Source organism: Halobacillus sp. A5 (assembly GCF_024189315.1).
GTDB lineage: Bacteria > Bacillota > Bacilli > Bacillales > Halobacillaceae > Halobacillus_A.
On the sequence record NZ_JAIZEO010000002.1, the window covers coordinates 143,713 to 163,248 of the forward strand.

The following is a 19,536-nucleotide window of genomic DNA, read 5'->3' on the forward strand; positions in this document are numbered from 1 at the left end:
TTATGATTTTTCAAAAAGGAGAATTGTTTTGTGGTCCTGGAGGTTTATCTCTTGGCGCAAGCATTCCACAAATTTATGATAAAAATGGTGAGTTATTTTCAGTACAACATAAGTGGGCAAATGATATTGACGGAGATACTTGTTCGACTTTTAGGCATAATCTTTGTCCCGATAACCCTGATTCTGTAATTGAAGGAAACGTCCGAGAGTTAGATTTAGAATCTCTTGGTTCTATTGATGCCTTTGCGTTTGGTTTTCCTTGTAATGATTTTAGTATAGTAGGCGAAACTAAAGGTATGAGAGGTGAATATGGTCCTCTGTATTCTTATGGAGTTCGTGTTTTAAACAGCCATAATCCAAAATGGTTTATGGCTGAGAATGTAGGAGGTCTCGAAAGTGCTAATGAAGGTGAAGCATTTTTAAAAATCCTTACTGACTTAGAGAGTGCTGGGGAATACGGGTATACATTAACCCCTCATTTATATAAGTTTCAAGAGTATGGGGTTCCGCAAGCGCGTCACAGAATTATTATTGTGGGGATACGAAATGATCTTGACGTTAATTTCAAAATACCAAAACCAACGCACAAAGCACCTCACACATTTAAAACAACTAAGGAAGCTATAGAAAATCCTCCGATACTAGAAGACACCTTCAACCATGAATTTACACGTCATCAAAAGAAAGTGGTTGAAATGCTATCCTATATAAAACCTGGTGATAATGCTTGGAGTGAAGATATACCTGAGCATTTGCGATTAAATGTAAAAGGTGCGCGAATGAGTAATATATATAAACGACTTCACCCAGATTTACCTGCTTATACTGTAACAGGTTCTGGCGGGGGCGGAACCCACATGTATCACTATAAATATGATCGTGCGTTAACTAATCGTGAGAGAGCCAGGTTACAGACATTCCCTGATGATTTTGAATTTATTGGAAAAAAAGAATCAGTTCGAAAACAAATTGGGATGGCAGTACCTCCTGAAGCTGCAAAAGTTATAGTAGAAGCTATTCTTAAGTCTTTTGCAAAAATCCCTTACGAATACGTTGAGCCCAAGTGGAAGGGTGTAATTAAGGAAGTACTCGAAGAAAACATAAAAAAACGTAAAGAAAAAGCTGAAGGTAAGCAACTTACCTTTGATAAACAATTAGAAGGTTTAACTTCAAAATAATACCATTAATTCTTATTATTTCTAATAAGCTTATCCTATGTACGGTGACTTATCGAACTAGGGTGAGCTTTTTATAGCTTTTATGTTAAAAAAAGAAGGATAATTAAGAGACAGTTTTGTTCATCTGCTATGTTCTTTGATAACATGCTTGATTTTTAAGTTACCCGGTTATCTTCATCTTCTTTTGAAAACCATCGGATGATTTGTTGTGCAAGAATATCTAAGCATTTAGTAAAATCATTTAATTGATCTGCAGGGCACTCTTTACCTTTTTTCTCATAATTTGTTTTTGCGTGAGCAAACATGTTTCGTGTGTTACTAATGGCATTAGCGACTTCTTCATAAGCTTTTTCCATTTCAGCAGATTTGCTACCTGCTGTTAGTTTCCTTGTGTATTTTAAAAAATGGGGAGCTATAGAAGTTATTTCAATTAAGTCGCAACATGTTTCAATGGTTAACTTAATAGAATAATAATCTTTTTGATTATTTCTATTACCTTCGAAAATCTTACTTAGTTCAAGTATATAATTCGCATCTGGATTAAGAGTCCGTGGGCTGAATAGCTTTTTATTAACTGACTTAATAAGATCTTGTTGGATAACAGTTTGCGAAACATATTCTATGACTTTCGTATATGTCAAAACTAAAATTTCCTCATTTGTTGTGGATAGAGTCGAATTATATAATTTTAATAATGGGTGTATTCCTTTTCCTCGCAACAAGGGTCTTAGCCTTGACGGTACTGTTTCATATTCTGTATGATCCTCCGCTGCTTCATAAAACACTCTTGGCGATAGATGAATACTAACATTTAATGATGATTTTACTTCGAACAAATATGCTTCAACTAAGCTTTCAAGTACCTGCTCGTCTATGTTATCTTCTGATCTAATTTCTATAAACGTGTCGGAATCTTCAACGGGTGGAACATATTTGTTGTAATTATTATCAATTATCAATTTGAATCCGTAACTCGATAATCCCTCTACTATATCTAATGTGTACTGTTGGTTATCAATAATCTCTGTATGGGTTGGTATTTCCAAACTTAAGCCATGGATTATCTCTTGTATTTGGCTATCTATGTGAAACAAAGCTACCCTTTTTCCAATAAACTTATATTCATCAATCTTTCTAGATCTTCTAGCTTCATATACCATATCGTATAGTTCACTAATTGTATGAGATACTTCATAAAAAGAATGAGGTAACCAAGGAGTTAGCTCTGTATCTTCATCAACCAGTAAATCTTCATTGTCACGACTTTGATCGTCATCAGAATAACGGTCAAAATCACCTTCTATATTATATTCCTTAAAGAATAGTAAAAGATTCCTAAGGTCTTCTTTCAAATATTCTTGAGAGAATTGGATGCTCATAAACTTCCTCCTTAGCTTAAAAAATGTATTGAATTCAATATTAATTTCGGTCAAAATATAAGATAGCATAACAATTTTAACATAAAATTCCATCAATAAGATTTAATAGATAATAGCTTGAGTCATATAAGGTCTAAGTTCTACGATCTGTTAGGTTAAGAGAACAATTTATGCCAGAATTAATTAAGTTTATACCGATTAATAGTTGATTAGGAAAGCTAAAGGAAGTGACTAGAGTGAAAGGAATTTTCCGAATTACACACGGAAACGTATCAATTATCATGGCATCTCATATGATTAATGAGATAAATGGAATAAATCAAATGGGAGTTATGGATTGGCTTGAAGCAGAAAACATCTTAGAGAAATGTTCTTCTCCCCACCGTAAAACCTTACTCCATAATTTTATAGAGAATGTATATTATTTTGATATTGAATACATTTTAGACAAGCATTTCCCTATGAGTGTAATAAATGATTTAGCAGAGATATTAGACTTTTATAATGTTGATTATTCATCATTAGGTACATTTAACTTATTTGATAAAACAGATGAAGATATAAATTCAGAAGATTTAGAGGAAGCAGAAGATTATGCTTGGCGAATGTTTAAATTGTATGAATATAAACTGATGCCGATTGTTGTTGATGATATATTTTCGATATTATACTCAAACAAAGTTTTTTTGAATGAATTTAACAAACAAATATCTAGTTCAATAATTGATATGACTATGGATGAGTACCCTGATATTTTTAAAAAGGACGGGGTAATAAGTAGGTGTAGTTATATTCCACAATGGCTTAAGCAAGGCGTGTTTCACAGGGACAAAGGTAGATGTCAGATATGCGGTACCGATTTGACAAAAGTATTAAACTTGGATAATAAAGAAAATTACGATCATATCATTCCGTTAGAAAATGGAGGAACTAATGACCCTACTAATTTTCAATTGACTTGTGAAAGCTGTAATAAATCCAAAGGTGCTAGAAGTAATAAGTATAATAATATTTCCAGCCGCTTTTGGGATTTAGAAAATTATGAAATGTTCAAAGGGTAAGCTAAATGTGAAAAAGGAGTGCGTAAGTATATGGCTTTGAGATGCATAGTTTATATTGAAGGTGTTAGCGAGAAGACTCCTTACACCATTATCATTAGGGGGAGATCAGCAACTTACGGTTCATCACCAGAATTCGAATTAGAATATACTGGTGCAGATCTCATTCAAAAAAAGGGGTACATACCGAATAATGTTATGGAGCTACTAAAAGAAGATTTGAATGAACTTGTAGGTTATGGTCCGTATCAAAAGAAACGTGTAAAAAAACTAAAAGAAACTTCAAGCTTTTTATATTATTTAGACGGAGAAAATGCTTCCAGAAATTGAATGGAAATAAAAAAGCTCGTCCATTTTAATGTTATCAATTGATAACTTTAGAATTGATAAGAGTAACATTTGGGTAACATAAGACTGTTATTAACCGTCTTAGCGTTTTAAAAAAGTTAAACTTAGTGTAATTGACATACTTGATGACATACTTTGATGCATTTATGGTTACGTTATAATAATCCAGAATTTGTTCTTGCCCTTGAGATTGCCTTAAATCGGAAAGTGTTTCGGTATTTATTTAACTCTATTTAACTAGGTGAATCCATGGGCGGCATGTTGTAATTATTACTGAGAGTAGGTAATTATTCTCTTCTCTTATTTTGTATTCAGAAGTCCATTTGCAATCCAAAAAAATATATTATTTTGAAAGAAAAGACTAAAGTTCATCATTCTAACTTTAGTCTTTTCTCTTTCGACCTAGTTTGTAGCTTTATTCTGTATATCGTAGAAACCCTCATTAATTTTTTTTAAGTTCAGTAAGAGATATTTTTTTAAGCCAGGAGCTTTAGCATATATTATTTCTTGTGGATACAAAATAAGCGTTGTGTTGTTCTTTGTGTCTTCTATATACATACATCTTTCCCCGTCTTCATCAACTGACGTATACTTCAAAACATACATATGGTTAATCTTCCCTTACTTTAATTTTTTAGATCCATACCCTCATGGTTACTCACTATTTCTTGCATAGTTTTTTACTCTCTCCCCTTTATAAACCTCTCTAATATGCCATTCCGTAAAATCCTGACTAGGTTGGTGCAAAGATAACACTGGATTCCTTGCTTTTTGATCGTGAAAGGAAGTAACAAGTTCATCAAAATTCCCTGTGCCAGTTGCATAGGGAGAAACTAAGATCAAATCTTCATTGGTAACCGTTAAGGTTTGTTTCTACTTGACGGTTACAACCGAATTCGTTCAAAAGTGCTTTTAAATCAACTTCTACTTCAGAAAAGGGGAGAGTAGCTTGTTTGAAAGTATGCAATTTACCCAGTGCATATAAGATTAATAATGGCTTGTGGGGAGCTCGCTGATCATATTTTCTCCAAATGTTAATTTGCTTTACTTTTTTCATGAATTGAGCTCTATCCAAAGTATAACTCCTTTCTCCGTAAGAGATTTTTTAATCCAATGCACGGAAGTGGGACTTTCGAATAACTAGGTTTAAATGGGGCATTCAAGAGTTCCAATTATCGATAATGGTTTGTTGAATATTATGGACATCACTTCTTAGAAAAGCATCGAATTTTGTTTTTATTCTTTTCAAGATATCTTCATAATCATAATTGTCCTCAAAGTTCTTTGGGAGAAATTCTTGTGTATATATTGTTGTATACTGGTTCATTAATTTTCCTATTTTCCCTCTGAAATCACTTTTGTTGTTTATAGCAATGTCATAGATTTTTCTTCTTAAAACTTGGTCTCCAGGACCTATTATTAATTTAAGAGCTAATTTATTGTTTTTGTTTTGAAATTCGAATAGTAGGATGCGTTTGGAAGATGTCCACCCTCCTCCTTTCTTTTCTATCAAATCATCTAATTCATTGGTAGTAAAACGAATGTATGTTTTTGGAGAAGTATCTAAGATCAATCCAGGTTCTTGAGTAACTAGTTCCTTCAAGTCGTTAGCGATATCAGAGTATGTATCCGGTTTGTGCTCAAATATAAGATCTAATGCTTTTTTATGTTTATAATAAATTTCTCGGCAAATCCTTTCTAACTCTTCGTCCCCCACAATATACCTCCTCACCATTGTTATATATTGATCTATGAAAAGCTTAACACGATTACTTATAGTGTCTCCTTTTAGGTTTATTCCTTTTTCTATTATTTTTATGAATTGATTGTAGTCAAAACTGAACCAGTTTTCTTCATCGCTAGCAGAGTCCCCATAAGGTGTCAAAAAGATAAAGAGATGTTGATAATTAGGAAACTCCTCCTGAATAATATGACGATATTTATGGAGCTGATGCTTTGATTCTTTACTCCACACCTTATTTTCGATAGTGACTACAAGTTGGTTTGCTTCAGATACAGCAACAACATCTATGTCTCTCCACTCTCTCCGTATCACAAAATCATGGTAATCAAGCAAGGATATTTCTAGGGGTGAATATGCAAAATTCGCACTATCGATATAGTTTTGATAAACGATAGACTGAATCACCTTTTTAAGTACGTAGTCTCCTAACCCATGATTTTCAGTTGGTGATAGTAACCAACTGAGGACATTACTGTGGCGAATCTCCGTATGTATCATTCCTAGCGTCTCGAAGACATTAAAGTGTGCAAGTTTAGAGTCTATCTCATCTAAGATTTCTATGTCCATGAGAAAATGCTCCAACGCCTCGCGTTGTGAAATTTTAATATCTGAGTCTTTCATTACAAACTCCCCTTAGATGTATGCTGTGCTTTTTGAAAATTTTATCGCTTACTATTATACAAGATTAAAACCTCTGAAAGAAAATGTATTATGTGCTGAGAGGTGAATATCACGGGTGGCTGAGAGCTTTATTTTTTCTTTAAAATGAAGGGTTGTAGTAGGGTTTATGGGTATTAAACTCTCTAAATAAAAATGAACCCTCTCACAAATTACTTGAGAGGGTTCATTTTTTAAAATTAGTAGGATAGACCGTGACCATAATCATATAACTCTGGAATGGTCACCGGCAGTTTTCCTGCAGGGTTAACTTCCCCGGTCAATACTTTGGCTAATGCCTCTACTGAAATTTCTTCGAATCCGTAGGTCAGAACGTTCGCTTCAATATCAGGGAAAGCCATAATATTATATGGATTTCTCATAGAAGTAACGATGACTTCCTTGCCTGTGCTTTGCAGCTCTTCAACAAGCTGCTGCTGGGCTTCATTTGTATTAGATGTATAGGCAGTAACGATCACTTTGTCTGCTCCTTCAACTTGCTCAACAGCCTGTTCGATTTCACTGGAAGGGGGGTTATACCTGTTGTGCCATTGCCTGGGTTTCTACCCCTTCATTGTTGAGCAGATCTGCTAGTAAATCCGGGCTTCCGATAGAGGGACCAGTGACAAACATTTCGTCGTCAGCTTCCAAAGGTAATACGTCTTCATTTTTTACAAGTGTAATACTATCTTCTGTCATTTGATCTGCTAAGTCTAAGTTTTCTTCCAGTCCGATGTTTTGAAGGGCTTCCTCTGAAACACTTGGATCATCAAACAGACCTCGTTTAAATTTAATTTCATTTCTAAGATCCGGAATACGGATTCATCGACTCTTTTCTCTGAGATTTCTCCTTCTTCTACAGCTTTAAATAAAACGTTGTAGGCTAGAGGTACATTAGGCGGGTTGAGCAGGATATCGTCTCCTGCCTTGAAGGCTTCTACCGGCGCTTATTCCGGCGGAACGACATTCGCTCCTGACATTCCTAAGCTGTCCGTGATGATCACTCCCTCAAAAACCCATTTCTCCCTAAATAAATCTGTCAGAAAAGGCCTGGATAGAGTGGCTGGAATTCCTGAATCATCCAGGGTCGGCACGTAAATATGGGCGGGCATTATGGAATCGATTCCTGCCTCGATAGCGGATTTGAACGGTTTTAAATCCACTTCATGAAGTGATTCTAAATCATGGTTAATAATGGGCAGACCGTAATGAGAGTCTACGTTTGTATCACCGTGCCCAGGGAAGTGGTTGGCTGTAGCTGATACATTTTCGCTTTGAAATCAGGTTACTTGAGCAGAGCCTAATTCCTCAACCCAATCCAGATTTTCTGAATAAGAACGCACGCCGATGACAGGGTTTTCTGGATTAACGTTTACATCTAACTTTCAGAAAGCTGCCAATCGTCAGAGATAGAAAAACCATGGTGTAACAGGTAGTTGGAGCCAAAGCTATTGGAATAATTATAACGGAGAGTGAAAATTTATAACTTGTAAGAAACTACACACCATTATATATAAGGTTAAAGAAGTTATCGTAATTTCCAGTGTTTAATGAAATTTTTAACTCCCCTGTATATAATAGCGATGAAAGGTATATGACGAATTTCAATTATGTAACTCCAGAAAGGAGTAATCTGCCATGTCCCAGAATCCTGTTCTAAAAATAGAAAACACTGGAAAAGTCGAAGGCGATAAAGTATGGTTCCGTCCCTTTCACTTCCAATTAAACCAAAGCGAAGTAGCCGCTATCCAATGCGATCACATAGTGGGCCGGGTATTATTTAATGTGTTAACCGGAGAAGAAGCAGGATCGGGAAGGATGTCTTACTTCGATCAGTCCCATCCTTCTGAATGGAAGCGATATAGTCATCGTATTGGATGGGTTAGTCATGAGGAGGGGGTATATGAGCGTTTAACTCCTTATGAATACTTACGGTTTTTCCAGCAGCTTTACGGTAGAAAAGGCGATATTAATGAGTTATTACATAAAGTAAATCTATCAAGCAGGAAGTCTCAGCGTATCAAGCACCTTAATTATTCGGAGCGGAAGCGTTTATCCTTTGTGAAGGCTCTCGTTCACAAGCCAGAGCTGGTCATTTTAGAAGAGCCGGATCAGAACATTGATTTAGAAAGCAAGGTGATTCTGCGGGAATTGATCAATGAGCATACGGCAGAGGGCGGAGCGGCTTTAGTGATCACGAGCAATATGGAGAGTGCGGTGATTTTAACGAATGATGTGTATCGTTTGAATGAAGAAGGGTTAAAGACAATGGATGTGCAGGAGCCGGACGAGGCATTGGCTCGGGATAAGCATGATGTTCAGGAAGCGGAGGGCTTGCCGGAGACTGAAGCTAGTGCGCACGTTCAAGTCGAACGTATTCCAGCGAAGGTGAAGGAGAAGATGATCCTTTTTGATCCGACGGAGATTGATTATGTGGAAAGTGTGGATGGCACGGTGCAGTTGCACGTCAAGGGCGGGGTGTTTCCGTGTACGATAACCTTACAGGATTTAACGGAGCGGCTGGAGCCGTTTGGGTTTTTCCGCTGCCATCGTTCCTATATCGTGAACCTGCAGAAGGTGCGCGAGGTGATGACGTGGACGAGAAACAGCTACAGCTTGATTCTTGATGATCATCATAAGAGCAATATACCATTATCGAAAGGAAAGCTCCAGGATTTAAAACAGGTATTGCGCATGTAAGTGAATATTTCCCGGGAAATTGTCGGGACAAGTCGTTTTACTGACAGCTTCTTATACTCCATTGACCATTTGCCGTGTTCTATTCATAGTTTCATAGCTCCATTCAACCTGTGAAACTACTCCTTTCACACTTCTTTTAATGCTGTGGTGACGAGATCGTTTTAAGCTTAAGTCATCCAGTTGCGAAAGCAGAAAAGGGGAAATGAATATGAGTAACATTATTGACGTTGCGAACGTTCGTAAGGAATATGAGGGGAAAAAGGCATTGGATGATTTGTCGTTCTCGATCCAGACTGGGGAAACGTTTGGATTCTTAGGGCCGAGCGGGTCTGGGAAAACGACAACGCTTAAGCTGCTGACGGCTCAGGAGGGGTACCAGTCCGGAAGTGTTCACGTGTTTGGGGCTTCGGTTGAAGAGTTAAAGGATCCAAAGCAGATGAAGCGGATTGGTGTATTAACGGATAATACTGGATTATATGAACGGTTAACGGTGGATGCTAACTTAAGGTTATATTGTAAATTGTACGATGTATCCTATAAGCGCATCGACGAGGTGCTGCATGAAGTGGGATTGACAGGAGAAGAATCGAAGGTGGTCAGCAAGCTGTCCAAGGGAATGAGGCAGCGGGTGACCCTGGCGCGGACGATTCTGCATAAGCCGGAGTTGTTATTTCTTGATGAACCGACATCTGCCTTGGACCCTGTCAGTACCGAGCGGATTCACAGCATTTTACGTACGTTAAACGAAGAAGGCACCACGATTTTCTTAACGACTCATGATATGTATGAAGCGGAAAGGATCTGTGATCGGGTGGCGTTTTTAAATAAAGGACACATCCAGCTGCAGGGCCCCCCGCGGGAGCTGCGGGTGAGTCACTCGGATTCTTCGATCACGCTTTTGCTGAAGGATGGAAGAGAGCAGCTCGTCGGCAACGATAATGAAGGTGCGGAACGCATTGGGGCAGCGATCGCCAGTCAACAGCTCGCCTCAGTGCATTCCAATGAGCCGACCTTAGGTGATATTTTTGCTCGTGTTACAGGAAAGGAGCTGTTCTAATGATATCCGTCAAACGAATTCAAGCGGTGGTTATGAAGGATTACCGGGATCTTCTGAAAAATGCGTATATGCTGTCTACGGCTGTCGTCCCGCTGTTCTTTGCTTTCATATTAAGAAGTCAGGGAGAAGAGGTCGAGTCGGCGGCCGTCTTTATGCCGATTACGCTTACGATGGTCATCGTGGGGGCATTTATCCAGGCAGCTGTGATTGCCGAAGAAAAAGAGAAGAACACGTTAAGAGGGCTGCTCCTGTCCCCGCTTAATACAGCGGAAATTTTCATTGGAAAAAGTGTACTTTCCGCCGTTGCAAGCATCATTATGATTGTGGCAGTCATCCTGCTCGGGAATATTACTATGCCTGATCAGATGCTGTTCACTGCGGCAGCGATGTTCATTAGTCTCACGATTTTTATCAGTATCGGGACGATTCTCGGACTGGTTTCTCGTACGGTAATGGAAACGTCCGTCATCGGCATCCCTGTGTTGTTTATTTTCGGCATGGGCGACATATTTCAAACGATCATTGAATCCGAGTGGCTTATTAATGCGATGGGTTATCTGCCGGATCAGCAATTAGGCCAGCTGCTTCTCCATTTGAAAAACGGCCAGTCGGTCGGTGAACCCTTCCTCGTCTTATCGATATGGGCAGTTGCCAGTGTGTTGGTCACGGTTTATATTTATAAAAAGCGTCGTTTCGATTGATAGCGTGTTCCCTGCTCATTTGTTTATCGTATTATAAAGTTTTTATAAGAATACGGAAGACCATCTATGTTGGTTGCCTATGAAGATAAGATAAATAACCATTTACGACCAATTACTAACAAAAAATCCAGAAGAACTTCAAATTTTATAAGGAGGACTAACTCAAAGGATAGGAAAAGAGTGTTCACAGTTACGTTTCTCGAAGGAGAATGGAATTATGAGACGAAGGCGAAGAAGGGGACTCTTCCTCTGAAAGTTAAGCCTGAGAACCGAGCAATAAGAATTATAAGGTCCATTCATAAGGGAAGATCACTTTTCTTCCCTATCTCATCTTATCTTTTCCAAGCAATGATGCCTCTTATGTGCAAGTTTCTGAATCACAATATTAAATAATGCTTTCTGGAAGTGTTGAAACGGTATTTCAGGTGCAAGGTCTTCTAACTTCAATCCGATTTGATTGTCTTTCGCCCGCTATAAAAAACACTCCCAAATGGGGGTTAAAGTTGCATGAGGAAAGATCTAGGCTTGTGTTCTAGAGGTTTGAAATTTATCTAGATACTATGAACACTACTTTTCCTTAGAACCCATCTTTTTAGGTTTTTTGTGTAGGTAAAATCAGTATCGTCTAACAGATGCTTATTTAGTCGTCGTTGTTGATAAAACTCCAAATGATTGATTAAGTGTTTTTTTACTTAATCAATCACCTATATGAACAGTGTTCAATCCTTTTTACATCGGATAAAACCCGTGATCAGCGGCATTTAAAGCACTACAATAGCGAGACTGGTTTGTTTACTTCACCGCTTAAAAAAGATTCAATAATGGGGCAGTCTTTAAATGATGCATCATAAAAGTTTCTTTTAAACAAAGTGTAAAGAATAAACACTTTTTTCCTACTAAAGTACATTCATTATTTTACTCCTCTTTGTCTTAATAGGTTAGGTTTACCAGCGAGCTTCATAGCGATGTAAGAAAGTCTTCTAATCATTCAAATATTGTCTATTCGTTAAACTTCTTTTCTGTTAAAGATAATGATACTAAATGTCATAAATAGGATCCAATAAAGTAGCAATATAATTATTGAGAACTCTATTGTCATATTGTCGATAGGCGGTCCCTGAGTAGTAAAATATTGTTCTAAACTATTTGTAAGAAAGAGATATTTTGGCCAATCAAAGAACGCAGCTACAACACTTGTTATTGCAGAACCCAAGATATACAAAAATAAGCTTAAAGCTATAGGGAGAGAGTCATTATTAAATATAGATGATAGTCCAAAAGCTAAAGAGGAGATAACCACAATGTCTATCCAGTTTGCGGTGTAAACAACTAAGATATTATTAACTATTGATTGTTCATGTAATTCTCCATTTTTATAGATTAAGTGCACAAAATTTCCGTCAAATCCAAATACTGTAACCCCTATTATAAAAGTCAGTGCGAATAGAAAAAACATTAAAAATATTGAATAAATAATAATTGTTGCATATTTTGATAATAGTATAGCAATTCTCGATGGAGGTCTTATTAATAAATGTGAAATTGTGCCATTTTTAAATTCAGTTGAAACTATTGTAGCTGCTGTGACTATTACAAAAAGACCAACTAGTTGGATAAGCGTTTGACTATCACTTAAAAAGGTCCATACACTATCTGGCAACGATTCTTGCGGAGGTAAATTATTATTTAATCGATAATTATTTTCTTCAATTATTGATCTTGCTATCGAATCCTCACCATTGTTAGCAATAAACTCTTCATTGGTCATAATCTCGGCTCGCAATTCCTCTTTCCATGCATCTGCTTGTTTGTCCGATTCGTTTTGAGTATATATTTTAAATACACCTAGACTTAGTACACTTATAAGCAAAATTGCTATCATCACCCAAGTGTTTACTTTGTGTGTTAGTTTCATAAGCTCATTTTGTATTAGCCGAATCATTTCGATCTCCCCTCCCTTTCACAGATGCTAAATACTTTTCCTCCAAAGTTACATTAGCGTTCTTGAATTGGTAGATATTAACTTCCTTGCTTAATGTTCTAATAAAATCGGGGACCTTTTCTATTTGTAGATTAACAATTAGATTACTACTCTTTTCATCTACTACAGCATTGTTATCATAAAGTTTTACGAGTTCATTTGTAATGGCCAATTGATTACTATCTACCGTAATAACGTATCTATTTTTTTTAGTATTATTATTATTTTGCAAGTCTTGAATCTCAAGTATTTCCCCATTAGAAATCATTATTACTTTACTGCATATAATTTCTAATTCAGACATAATATGACTCGATATTAAAATAGCAATTCCTTCATTTTTAGCGAAAAACATTAGGTTTTGTCTTAATTCTATGATCCCTTGAGGATCAAGGCCATTTGTCGGTTCATCTAAAATTAATAATGAAGGCTTATGTATAAGTGCTTGAGCAATTCCTAACCTTTGTTTCATACCTAAAGAAAATGTTTTAACTTTCTTGTCCATTACTTTTAATAAATCAACTACCTCCAATATTTCTTCAATATATTTTTTATCCACTTTTCCATTCATTTTCGCGTAGTGAATTAAGTTTTTTCTTGCACTCATAAAATTATAGAATTGTGGCATTTCACTAATTGCACCAACATACTTAATGGCCTCAGAGTATTTTTCTTGCACGTTATAACCACAAATAAATATTTCTCCTTCTTCAATCTTCGAAAGTCCAACTATCAATTTTATAGTAGATGTTTTCCCAGCGCCATTAGGTCCTACAAATCCAACAATTTCACCAGAATGTACTGAAAAATTTATATCTTTCAAAATGCGAGTGCCTTTAATTACTTTATTAACGTTTTTAATTCTAAGCACTTCTTTCATACTAGTAATCACCACCGAATAGTTATTTTGAGAAAATCTTGTTTATGTAACTTATCTTGGAGTGTAATAAGTTTGGTTTTTCTTACAATAATTAGCATAATACAATATAATAAAAATCAAAACCTAATTAGTTTAAAAATACTAAATTTATTAAAACCAATATTGTCTGAATTGACTGATAAAATTAGAATTAAGGCCCTTTAATCCATAAATCACCTTTTAAAATACTATAGCTGTATTAATCAATTTAGTTCTAATACAACTCAAAAATGTAATATTTTTCTTTAAGAACCTTTTTTTTCTGAATTTTTTTTGTTACTATAATCCATATAATCTATTAAGGAGGTGAAGTAATGCATAAATCTATTAACATTTCAAAACCTATTATTTTACTGAGTTTTGGGTTAGTGCTAATGGTAGGATACGCGTTCATTCTCCAAACTGCACCAATTGCAGATTTGGCTAAGGAGTTTGGTGTGCCATCAGCTGTTGGGGGGTTAGTCGCTGACTCCATTTCGGGTGGAGCAACCGCAGTTACTATTATTGGTATCTTGGGTGGGTTCCTTACTGGTGGTCTTGGCATAGTCGCTAATGCTGGAAGGGCTGCATTAATGAAATACTTAAAAGATGAGTTACAGGAAAGAGGAAGAAGGGCGTTTATAGCTTGGTAACATAGGACCAGAAGGCTAGATGCCTTCTGGTTTATAAATTAAGGAGTATAAAATTATGTTAGTGTATGCCATCCGTATAATAAATATCACTATAAAATCAAGGTTACAGAAGGATTATTCAATTATAGAAAAATATATACCATATTCTTTTAAACCAATACACTTGATCATAATTCAAAATTTGTTGTCAATAGCGATTAGTTTACCTTTTGCATACTTTTTTGTTTCAGGTCATCAAGATACTATTTTAAACTTTGTACATAGTATTATATTATTAGTAATACTATTAACTATCTTTATTTCAATAATCACAGGATCTTTATCGTACAGAAGAACACACTTTCCAATACAGAATGAATTATTTAACTTGTCTCCCCTTACTAATAGATTCATTTATTTAGCTTTAGTATTAGAGGAAATAATAATATTTTTTGTTAAAAATCTTTCTTTGTTCCTAACTATTTTTATACTGTTCTCGATAGGATTAGGGTTGAGTTTTAGTAATACTTTTGTATTAATCGTCTTTAATATTGTTTTATGCTTTTTATTCTATATTTTAGGGAATAGGCTGTATGGGGAATATCAAATATATAAGATAAAAAAAAGGATAGGAATCTTTCGTTTTGTTTTATATTTAGTTACGTCTGCTCTTATGTTTTTGGTTGGGTATTTTTTAACAAGAGTAATTTCGTTTTTTGTAATAACCATAAGACCTGATATTAATCAACTTAATCTTTATGTTGAGGAATCCTATTTAAATGATATATCTTATCAGCTTTCCATTAAATTTGATTCAATTATGGGGAAGATAAACGTATATAATATTGAGAGTACTATTGAAAATTCAATAATTGATTATTCCTCGAATGCTTTCTGGTTACTTACGATTATAATATTGATTTCAATGTTGATAGTCTTTTTATTTCCACCTAACTTTGATTACAACAATTCATTACTTAGTAAAAGCAAGTATGGAGATATATTTTCTATATTTATTAATGTTATTTATAAACTAACAAAACTACTTTCTAGTAATAAAAGCATTACTCTTCTAAATAAAGATTTAATAACTTTGGAACATCACAGGTGGTTAATATCCCCCCATGTATTTTCGGCTATTATCTATCCATCGGAAAGCTTCTTTTATTTTGGAATCGTCGCAGCGCTAGCTACGGTAATGGAAGATATGAGCATGCTGTTTTCAGTTTTAATTACTTGCATAAGCATGGTTATATTTATCCACTGTTACCTTTTATATATTGAATACCCTCAAGTTTTTTCTTTTAGCTCAGAGCAAAAAAATATTGTTTTGATAAAGAGCTCACCTCGTGGGGTAAGTCATCTTTTTGCTGCCAAATACTCACTATTATTAGTAATGTTATTTATACCAAGTGTATTAACATACCTATTCACTTGCTCTATTTTAATATATATTACCAATATTTCTTACATACCAATAATAACAGTTTTAATTATAGTAATAAGTTTAACAGCCCCAATGATTCAGCTATACATGGCACCTTATATAAGTAAATTTAATGTAGATCACGTACAAGAAGCAGGAAACACAAAAGCTGAAAGTAAATTGCAGACTAAAATGCAAGGGATTCCAAGAATGGTTATACTTGTGCCTATGTTAATTGTCAGTTTTATTAATATATTTATACCACTCTATCAATTATTAAATAATATACATGTATATTTTATTATGTATATTTTATTGTCAATTTTTATTTTTATGATTATTGCAAGAAAAATATTGAATAAAGGTTTTAGGTATATAAATGAAAAAGATACATAAAGACAAATCGTATAAAAATGTGATTCCAGTTAAGTTATTATTTTTTATTTATATCTTAGTGTTTATAGTTGGAATAATATTAGGTTATTTATTTATAAATGTAGAAAATATTGCTTTAAATCCAACAGAAGTTGATTTTCGGAGTATATTTGTTAACAACTTCACTTTATCAGTGACGTTAGTTATAGGAGGATTATTAACTTTTGGGGTGATAAGTTTTCTGATAATTTTTATAAATGGCTTAGTAATAGGAGAATTAATAAAGGTTTTGGAGCTAAACAATTCAATGTTCAGTTTTTTTCACGGTTTGTTACCACACTTGATAATTGAATTACCTGCCTTAATCCTATTTGCAATTTGTGGTACTTTTTCAGGTCATATTTTACTTATGTTCTTAAGGAATAAAGTGTCACACCATATTATCTCTTTATACATTAAAATAGGAGTTGCCTTTTTTATTTTTGGTACAGTTCTTTTATTTGTAGCAAGTTTAATAGAAGATTATATTAGTTTTGTATAAAATAGAAAAGAGGGATATAGTTGTTTGTCAATCTGGTTTCAAGTTTTTACATAAATGGAAATGAAAAAAGAGGGTTAGTCAATATATTCTTTAAAAACATTGCGTTATTCTCAATTGCTTTAGTTTTTATTACTTTAATAATATATAACATTTTGCAAGTGAATATGGATTTTGGTTTCTTTCCTTCTTACCTTTTGTTTTTCTTAATAACTACTCCATTTTTTATTATTATAAGTTTTTGTGTATCAATGTTTTTTTTAATAATATTAGGTTTCTTTATAGATAAAGTCAAAGTTTCTGAATTCTTTGCCGTAATATTAACTTTTAACAATATCATCTTCTTCAATAATAGTTTAAATGCTATGTTGATTTTAAGCGATATGAATATAATCTGGTTTGTATATATATTAACAATAGTTTTTTCTCTTGTAGCATCTATATTTCTCTATACTGGGTTGGTTAATTATATTGGTTTTAGCAGGAAAGTAAGTTTTTCAACAAGTATTATTTTGTTAGTAATAAATCTATTATTATTTATTGGAGGAACAATAATTTAATGGCCAATAAAAATACACTATTAAAAGTAAGAGGACTTACATTTGCATATGAAGATTCAAAAAACGATATCCTTAATGATATTTCTTTTAATATATATAGTAAAGAAATAACTTGCATTGTTGGACGAAATGGTGCTGGAAAGTCCACTCTCCTAAAGACATTGGCAAAAGTAATAGCTTACAATGGAAAAATTTCCTTTGAAGATAGTAAGCTTATGACTGTGAAAGATTATAAACAAAAAGTTGCTTACTTGCCTGATAAACCGTTATTATATGATTCTCTCACGGCGTATCAGAATTTAAAATTAATTAGAAACTTATGGATGTTAGAAGATGGTAATGAATATGTTAATAGGTGTAATGAACTTTCGAAAGTTTTATACATGGAAGAACATTTAGATAAGCCTATTGAACAGTTTTCCTTAGGTATGAAAGAAAAGCTTTTTTTTATAGCTAACCTAGCTAGAAACCCTAGTGTTATTTTAATGGATGAACCTTTTTCTTCGTGGGATAAAGAATCGTTTGAACAAGCACACGCACTTTTAAAAGATTATATAAATAAAGAAAAAGCTGCGTTGCTCTTTGTCTCACACTCAGAATCTTTGAAGCAAAGGTTGAGTAATAGAATATTAAATTTAAAAGACGGTAAAATATATGAAGGTGGCATAGTTTCTTACGAAGGTAATTCAAACTTTCCTCTAATAAATAAAAATAAAGATTGATAAAGAATCGTTGTAGTTATATTGTGGAGTCTTAGTACATTACCTCGAGAGAGGAGAATCAAAAGAAAAGACAAGGATTTAAAATTAAATTACAAAACTACAATCATCCATCATCCATCAATTATGAAAAATTCTGTAAAATTGAATCCCTTCAGGCACACGAAGGATAATATTTGTATGTATGCTATTATATTTATAAGATTTATGAATAAATAAATTCATTAGAGATTTCATTCTATTGAAGGAGGGTTAATTATTAGTAAACTAAACAAAATGAGCTTATCTATCGTGATTTTCAACTTGATATTAATAATATTAGTATATAGTTTAGGTTTACAGAATAGCTTAATTGGTCAGGTGTCAATTATAATAAATGCATGTTTTATGGCCACATTTGGATTAAAATTATTTACCAAGGATAGAACTCATTGAGTAATAAACGGGGCGTGAGTAGTCTGATTAAGGGGGCTAATTTTTATTGCCTAAGTTTTTAATAAAACAAAGCTGCCAAGTAATACGGCAGCTTTGTTAATAGAAAATTTAATAATGGCAATTTGCAACTTTAGCGTTAAGATATAAGAGTAAACTTCAAAAAAGTTATTTTCTTTTCTTCCGCTCCCTATAACCTAATATGGTGATTTCTATTGCATCATTCATATAAGAAAACTCTCTAACACCTATTTGATACCCCCATCCCTCATACATAAGTACATCGCCTCGTTGTGGTATGAACAAATAATCTTCGGACTCTACCTTATGAGTCTCAATTTCTTTTCCATTATCTAGCTTGTAGATTAACTTTGTTTTCAATTTAGTCACCTCTCATAATTAAGTATATATAATTTTATAGTTTTCGTCTCAATTCGTTTATATTCCTTTTCATTGATATTTTGTATAAATTAATTTCGACTAGCCACCATCTTTTAATAGGTATTTATAATATTTGTGCTCGAAATTTATTAGGGATAGCGATCTGCCCATCTAGGAAGGGGGGAGTTTTCTGTTTTTCCATATTAATTACATTCTAAACTCAAAATAATCAATTTATTATTTCAATTAAAGTTATAGGCGCTCTTAAGTAGGTTAACACTACTGGATTTGAGAAGAGAAATTTTACAACTTTTGCTCGTTTTCAATTCCCGCAATTATGAAACCCCCTTCAAATGGTAATTGCCGGCATTTTGCATATTAGCTGATGCAATCTTTGAGCTATAAATGGCGGATGATTGAACCACTTAGTGCAGAACTAAGAATCAATACGTTTATTCTGCATTTTAAACGCGGGTTCTAGGTAGTGTCAACAAGGTCTTGTATGTCTCACCGGTATTCTAGAATTCCTTTTTAATTTATACCTTCTTGGAATAAGATCAGGTTCCGTATCTTGCTCTTGCCCTCAGAATTAGCATTATAGCCTGAAAGTCTTTGACACAGAGCTGGACGTCGACTTTTGGAAACATGGTTTTCTTGACTTCCCCAGTTCTGGCAGACCAACCACGATCCGAGTTCCCGCGTGATCATACCTTTTTGGCACACCGTGAGATAGTTTCTCCAAACCACTGTTCTCGGTGCTGGATAGAGGGGG

The 19,536-nt window shown here is 34.3% G+C and carries 18 protein-coding genes and 2 pseudogenes; 11 read left to right on the top strand and 9 right to left on the bottom strand.

The features are described 5' to 3' along the window. The first annotated feature begins 2 nt into the window (after positions 1 to 2). On the top strand, positions 3 to 1,178 hold the full coding sequence (locus LF822_RS08725; RefSeq protein WP_253923649.1) for a DNA cytosine methyltransferase: 1,176 nt from the start codon (positions 3 to 5) through the stop codon (positions 1,176 to 1,178). 155 nt (positions 1,179 to 1,333) lie between these two features. Here LF822_RS08725 and LF822_RS08730 read toward each other — a convergent pair whose 3' ends face one another. Then, a complete protein-coding gene (locus LF822_RS08730) occupies positions 1,334 to 2,557 on the bottom strand; it encodes a hypothetical protein (RefSeq protein WP_253923650.1) in 1,224 nt (407 codons plus the stop codon). Positions 2,558 to 2,793: 236 nt separating this feature from the next. Between LF822_RS08730 and LF822_RS23050 the strand changes: the two genes are divergently transcribed. Continuing rightward, positions 2,794 to 3,618 (top strand): HNH endonuclease, encoded by an 825-nt coding sequence (locus LF822_RS23050; protein WP_253923651.1) that lies wholly within the window; start codon positions 2,794 to 2,796, stop codon positions 3,616 to 3,618. Between the two features lie 30 nt (positions 3,619 to 3,648). Next, positions 3,649 to 3,945 carry a hypothetical protein gene (locus LF822_RS08740; protein ID WP_253923652.1) on the top strand — a complete coding sequence of 99 codons (297 nt, stop codon included), beginning with the start codon at positions 3,649 to 3,651 and terminating at the stop codon, positions 3,943 to 3,945. A gap of 672 nt (positions 3,946 to 4,617) precedes the next feature. Here LF822_RS08740 and LF822_RS23055 read toward each other — a convergent pair. From LF822_RS23055 to LF822_RS23060, 5 genes and pseudogenes are all read right to left on the bottom strand, one after another. Continuing rightward, a pseudogene (locus tag LF822_RS23055) lies at positions 4,618 to 5,038 on the bottom strand (phosphorothioated DNA-binding restriction endonuclease family protein). An 84-nt stretch (positions 5,039 to 5,122) separates the two neighbouring features. Beyond that, positions 5,123 to 6,328 (bottom strand): PDDEXK-like family protein, encoded by a 1,206-nt coding sequence (locus tag LF822_RS08750; protein ID WP_253923654.1) that lies wholly within the window; start codon positions 6,326 to 6,328, stop codon positions 5,123 to 5,125. Between the two features lie 236 nt (positions 6,329 to 6,564). Beyond that, positions 6,565 to 6,882, bottom strand: coding sequence for a glycoside hydrolase family 3 protein (locus LF822_RS08755; protein WP_371925894.1), 318 nt, complete (start codon positions 6,880 to 6,882; stop codon positions 6,565 to 6,567). Positions 6,883 to 6,898: 16 nt separating this feature from the next. Beyond that, positions 6,899 to 7,063, bottom strand: coding sequence for a hypothetical protein (locus LF822_RS08760; protein ID WP_253923656.1), 165 nt, complete (start codon positions 7,061 to 7,063; stop codon positions 6,899 to 6,901). Positions 7,064 to 7,311: 248 nt separating this feature from the next. After that, positions 7,312 to 7,629, bottom strand: a pseudogene (locus tag LF822_RS23060) (glycoside hydrolase family 3 N-terminal domain-containing protein); the annotation flags it as partial. Between the two features lie 373 nt (positions 7,630 to 8,002). On the opposite strand from LF822_RS23060, the gene LF822_RS08770 reads away from it, so the two are divergent. The 3 genes from LF822_RS08770 (at position 8,003) to LF822_RS08780 (ending at position 10,822) form a co-directional block, all read left to right on the top strand. Beyond that, positions 8,003 to 9,064: a LytTR family transcriptional regulator DNA-binding domain-containing protein gene (locus LF822_RS08770; protein ID WP_253923657.1), complete on the top strand. Its 1,062-nt coding sequence runs from the start codon at positions 8,003 to 8,005 to the stop codon at positions 9,062 to 9,064. A gap of 208 nt (positions 9,065 to 9,272) precedes the next feature. Next, positions 9,273 to 10,121: an ABC transporter ATP-binding protein gene (locus LF822_RS08775; RefSeq protein WP_253923658.1), complete on the top strand. Its 849-nt coding sequence runs from the start codon at positions 9,273 to 9,275 to the stop codon at positions 10,119 to 10,121. Beyond that, entirely contained in the window at positions 10,121 to 10,822 is a 702-nt protein-coding gene (locus tag LF822_RS08780; RefSeq protein WP_253923659.1) for an ABC transporter permease, read from the top strand. Before LF822_RS08775 ends, LF822_RS08780 begins: the two co-directional genes overlap by 1 nt. A gap of 1,006 nt (positions 10,823 to 11,828) precedes the next feature. On the opposite strand, the gene LF822_RS08785 is transcribed toward LF822_RS08780, so the two are convergent. Both LF822_RS08785 and LF822_RS08790 read right to left on the bottom strand, forming a co-directional pair. Further along, positions 11,829 to 12,764, bottom strand: coding sequence for an ABC transporter permease (locus LF822_RS08785; protein ID WP_253923660.1), 936 nt, complete (start codon positions 12,762 to 12,764; stop codon positions 11,829 to 11,831). Then, positions 12,742 to 13,683 (bottom strand): ABC transporter ATP-binding protein, encoded by a 942-nt coding sequence (locus LF822_RS08790; RefSeq protein WP_253923661.1) that lies wholly within the window; start codon positions 13,681 to 13,683, stop codon positions 12,742 to 12,744. The genes LF822_RS08785 and LF822_RS08790 overlap by 23 nt, the downstream gene beginning before the upstream one ends. A 353-nt stretch (positions 13,684 to 14,036) precedes the next feature. Here LF822_RS08790 and LF822_RS08795 point away from each other — a divergent pair, with 353 nt between their 5' ends. The 5 genes from LF822_RS08795 to LF822_RS08815 are packed head-to-tail and all read left to right on the top strand — an operon-like array spanning position 14,037 to position 17,954. Beyond that, positions 14,037 to 14,354 (top strand): uberolysin/carnocyclin family circular bacteriocin, encoded by a 318-nt coding sequence (locus tag LF822_RS08795; protein ID WP_253923662.1) that lies wholly within the window; start codon positions 14,037 to 14,039, stop codon positions 14,352 to 14,354. Positions 14,355 to 14,409: 55 nt separating this feature from the next. Beyond that, positions 14,410 to 16,155: a hypothetical protein gene (locus tag LF822_RS08800; RefSeq protein WP_253923663.1), complete on the top strand. Its 1,746-nt coding sequence runs from the start codon at positions 14,410 to 14,412 to the stop codon at positions 16,153 to 16,155. Then, complete coding sequence (locus LF822_RS08805) at positions 16,139 to 16,675, top strand: stage II sporulation protein M (protein ID WP_253923664.1); 537 nt, start codon at positions 16,139 to 16,141, stop codon at positions 16,673 to 16,675. The genes LF822_RS08800 and LF822_RS08805 overlap by 17 nt, the downstream gene beginning before the upstream one ends. A gap of 20 nt (positions 16,676 to 16,695) precedes the next feature. After that, complete coding sequence (locus LF822_RS08810; RefSeq protein WP_253923665.1) at positions 16,696 to 17,232, top strand: hypothetical protein; 537 nt, start codon at positions 16,696 to 16,698, stop codon at positions 17,230 to 17,232. Further along, entirely contained in the window at positions 17,232 to 17,954 is a 723-nt protein-coding gene (locus LF822_RS08815) for an ATP-binding cassette domain-containing protein (RefSeq protein WP_253923666.1), read from the top strand. The genes LF822_RS08810 and LF822_RS08815 overlap by 1 nt, the downstream gene beginning before the upstream one ends. A 597-nt stretch (positions 17,955 to 18,551) precedes the next feature. Here the strand turns inward: LF822_RS08815 and LF822_RS08820 are convergent. Next, positions 18,552 to 18,764 (bottom strand): hypothetical protein, encoded by a 213-nt coding sequence (locus LF822_RS08820; RefSeq protein WP_253923667.1) that lies wholly within the window; start codon positions 18,762 to 18,764, stop codon positions 18,552 to 18,554. Positions 18,765 to 19,536 lie beyond the last annotated feature (772 nt).

Coding starts and splice junctions, on each gene's coding strand:
- LF822_RS08725 (WP_253923649.1), top strand. CDS start 3: ATGATTTTTCAAAAAGGAGAATTGTTTTGTGGTCCTGGAGGTTTATCT.
- LF822_RS08730 (WP_253923650.1), bottom strand. CDS start 2,557: ATGAGCATCCAATTCTCTCAAGAATATTTGAAAGAAGACCTTAGGAAT.
- LF822_RS08740 (WP_253923652.1), top strand. CDS start 3,649: ATGGCTTTGAGATGCATAGTTTATATTGAAGGTGTTAGCGAGAAGACT.
- LF822_RS08750 (WP_253923654.1), bottom strand. CDS start 6,328: ATGAAAGACTCAGATATTAAAATTTCACAACGCGAGGCGTTGGAGCAT.
- LF822_RS08760 (WP_253923656.1), bottom strand. CDS start 7,063: ATGACAGAAGATAGTATTACACTTGTAAAAAATGAAGACGTATTACCT.
- LF822_RS08770 (WP_253923657.1), top strand. CDS start 8,003: ATGTCCCAGAATCCTGTTCTAAAAATAGAAAACACTGGAAAAGTCGAA.
- LF822_RS08775 (WP_253923658.1), top strand. CDS start 9,273: ATGAGTAACATTATTGACGTTGCGAACGTTCGTAAGGAATATGAGGGG.
- LF822_RS08780 (WP_253923659.1), top strand. CDS start 10,121: ATGATATCCGTCAAACGAATTCAAGCGGTGGTTATGAAGGATTACCGG.
- LF822_RS08785 (WP_253923660.1), bottom strand. CDS start 12,764: ATGATTCGGCTAATACAAAATGAGCTTATGAAACTAACACACAAAGTA.
- LF822_RS08790 (WP_253923661.1), bottom strand. CDS start 13,683: ATGAAAGAAGTGCTTAGAATTAAAAACGTTAATAAAGTAATTAAAGGC.
- LF822_RS08795 (WP_253923662.1), top strand. CDS start 14,037: ATGCATAAATCTATTAACATTTCAAAACCTATTATTTTACTGAGTTTT.
- LF822_RS08800 (WP_253923663.1), top strand. CDS start 14,410: ATGTTAGTGTATGCCATCCGTATAATAAATATCACTATAAAATCAAGG.
- LF822_RS08805 (WP_253923664.1), top strand. CDS start 16,139: ATGAAAAAGATACATAAAGACAAATCGTATAAAAATGTGATTCCAGTT.
- LF822_RS08815 (WP_253923666.1), top strand. CDS start 17,232: ATGGCCAATAAAAATACACTATTAAAAGTAAGAGGACTTACATTTGCA.